We start from the raw sequence: 3,044 nt of genomic DNA on the forward strand, positions 1-3,044 counted from the left end.
TACGGTCCGGCGTTCAGTGGTTTAGGTGTGGTGCGTATCGGCGCGGGGGAAACCCGAACGGTGCTGGCCGAGGTGGCGCTACCTCGGGATCTACGCTCGCAGCAAGATGCTTACGTTGTCCACCCGGCGCTGCTGGATGCGTGTTTTCAATCCGTCGCTGCCCATCCCGACGTCCAGGCCCTTGGCGGGGAATTGCTGGCATTGCCGTTGGGTGTGCGTCGCCTGCGCGCCTATGGGGTGGGCCATGGCGCGCACTACTGCTACACACGGGTGACCAAGTCCGACTCCTCTGGAGTCGAGGCCGACCTGGATGTGCTCGACGAACACGGAACGGTTCTTCTCGCGGTGCAGGGGCTGCGACTGGGCACCGGCGAATCGGAAGATGACCACCAGGATCGGATACTGGGCCAGCGGCTGCTGACCATTGAATGGCGGCAGCGCCAGGTGCCGGACGTCGCGCAGGCTGACTCCGGAAACTGGTTGCTGATCACCGCTGTTGACGCCGATGTGTCGACTACGGCGCTGATCGATGTCCTCAAACGGCATGGTGCGCAGTGCACCACGATGTGCTGGCCGCCGGCTGCCGACGGCACCACAAAAGCGGCAGAACTTCGAGATCATTTGCGTGCCGGTGGATTCACCCGAGCGGTCGTCCTGGCGGGGCGCAGCAGCGGCGGTGCGAATGACCAATCCCCGCAACTGGGACGAGAGTACGTAAAGCTTCTGACGTATTTCACTCGCGAATTGTCAGAGATGCCTGCCGGATGGCCTCGTCTGTATGTCGTGACCCGTAATGCCCAGACCGTCGCTGATGGTGATGTGCCAAATTTGGAACAGGCCGGGCTGCGCGGCTTGACACGGGTGATCGGCGTCGAGCATCCGCAATTGCATGCGGTCCAGATCGATCTGGACGAAGCCACCGATGCCGAGCTGTTGGCGCGGCAGCTGCTCAGCGGTTCCGATGAAGACGAGACAGCCTGGCGAAACGGCGAATGGTACGTCGCGCGCCTGTCGCCCACTCCATTGCGACCGGACGAGCGACGGACCACTGCCGTCGACCATGAGCGCGATGGGATGCGTCTGCAGATCCGTACTCCCGGTGACTTGGAGACGTTGGAACTCGTTGCCTGCGAACGTGTTCCGCCGGGTCCAGGGCAGATCGAAGTGGCGGTCACCGCATCCAGTATCAATTTTGCAGACGTACTGGTGGCCTTCGGCCGTTATCCCGCCTTCGAGGGGCGGCTGCCGGAGTTGGGAACTGATTTCGCCGGGGTGGTGACCGCGGTCGGACCCGGCGTGGGCGATCATCAGGTGGGCGATCATGTCGCCGGATTGTGCGCCGACGGCTGTTGGGGCACATTCCTCACTTGCGATGCGCGTCTGGCTGTCACGCTGCCGGCCGGACTTTCCGGCGGGCAGGCTGCTGCGGTGACCACCGCGCACGCCACCGCCTACCACGGCCTACACGATCTGGCGCACATCGCAAGCGGCGACAAGATATTGATCCACTCCGCGACCGGTGGTGTCGGGCAGGCGGCAATCGCCATCGCGCGTGCCGCGGGAGCTGAGATCTTCGCCACCGCCGGCAGCCCGCAGCGTCGGCAGATATTGCGCGACATGGGTATTGAGCATGTATACGATTCGCGCAGCATCGCGTTCGCCGAGGAAATCCGCCGTGACACAGCGGGGTATGGCGTTGACATCGTGCTCAATTCGGTCACCGGCGCCGCCCAGCGCGCGGGCATCGAGTTGCTGGCGCTCGGTGGACGTTTCGTCGAGATCGGCAAGAGCGACATATACGGCGACACCCGGTTGGGACTGCTCCCGTTCCGGCGCAACCTTGCGTTCTACGGCGTCGACCTCGGGTTGCTGTCCTACGGCCATCTCGAGCGGCTACGCAATCTGCTGAACACGGTTTATCGGCTCACCGCCGAAGGTGTACTGCCGATGCCGGAAAGCACGCACTACCCGATTGCTGACGCCGCGACCGCTATTCGGCTGATGAGCGGGGCGCAGCACATCGGCAAGCTGGTGCTCGATATCCCGCGCAGCGGGTCCAGCCGTGTGATCGTGCCGCCGTCGCGGGTGCCGGTATTCCGCGGCGATGGCGCCTACATCGTCAGCGGCGGGTTGGGCGGCCTGGGGCTGTTCGTGGCCGAGAAGATGGCCGCGGCCGGGTGCGGGCGCATCGTGCTGTCGTCACGCTCACAGCCGACACCGGAGGCGATGCAGACCATCGAGGGCATCCGCGCCACGGGTGCCGACGTCGTGGTGGAGTGTGGCGATATCGCCCAACCCGAGACGGCGGCCCGGTTGGTTGCAGTGGCGACCGCAACCGGACTTTCGGTGCGCGGTGTGCTGCACCTGGCGGCGGTGGTCGAGGATGCCACCCTGGCCAACATCACCGATGAGCTCATCGAACGTGACTGGGCGCCGAAAGTGTATGGGGCATGGAACCTGCACACTGCAAGCGCCGGCCAGTCGTTGGACTGGTTCTGTTCGTTCTCCTCGGCGGCCGCGCTGGTGGGTTCGCCCGGCCAGGGCGCCTATGCCGCGGCCAACAGCTGGCTGGACGCCTTCACGCTGTGGCGCCGGGCCCAAGGACTTCCGGCCACCGCGATTGCCTGGGGAGCCTGGGGGCAGATAGGACGCGGCACTGTCCTGGCGGAGGGCGCCGATGCGGCTATCGCACCCGAGGAGGGCGTTCACGCATTGGAAGCGCTGCTGCGCCACGACCGCGCCTACACCGGTTATGCGCCCTTCATGGGTACCCCGTGGTTGAGCGCCTTCGCCCAGCGCAGTCCCTTCGCCGAGGCGTTTCGCTCCACCGGGCAAAACCCAACCGGCACAAGCAGACTGCGAGCCGAGCTCGCAGAGCTGCCCCAAGACGAGTGGCCCACCCGGCTGCGGCGCCTCATCTCCGACCAGGTCAGCCTGATCCTGCGGCGCAGCGTCGATCCCGACCGGCCGCTCGCCGAGTACGGCGTCGACTCACTGGGCGCCCTCGAACTACGCACCCGCATCGAGACCGAAACCGGCATACG

At 65.6% G+C, this 3,044-nt stretch carries 1 protein-coding gene; it reads left to right on the top strand.

Going from position 1 to position 3,044, the window contains the following annotated elements; translation table 11 throughout:
- On the top strand, positions 1-3,044 hold a 3,044-nt coding region (locus BST47_RS30005), incomplete at both ends, for an SDR family NAD(P)-dependent oxidoreductase (RefSeq protein WP_122984576.1).

The sequence above is a fragment of the Mycolicibacterium tusciae genome (assembly GCF_002086795.1).
GTDB lineage: Bacteria > Actinomycetota > Actinomycetes > Mycobacteriales > Mycobacteriaceae > Mycobacterium > Mycobacterium tusciae.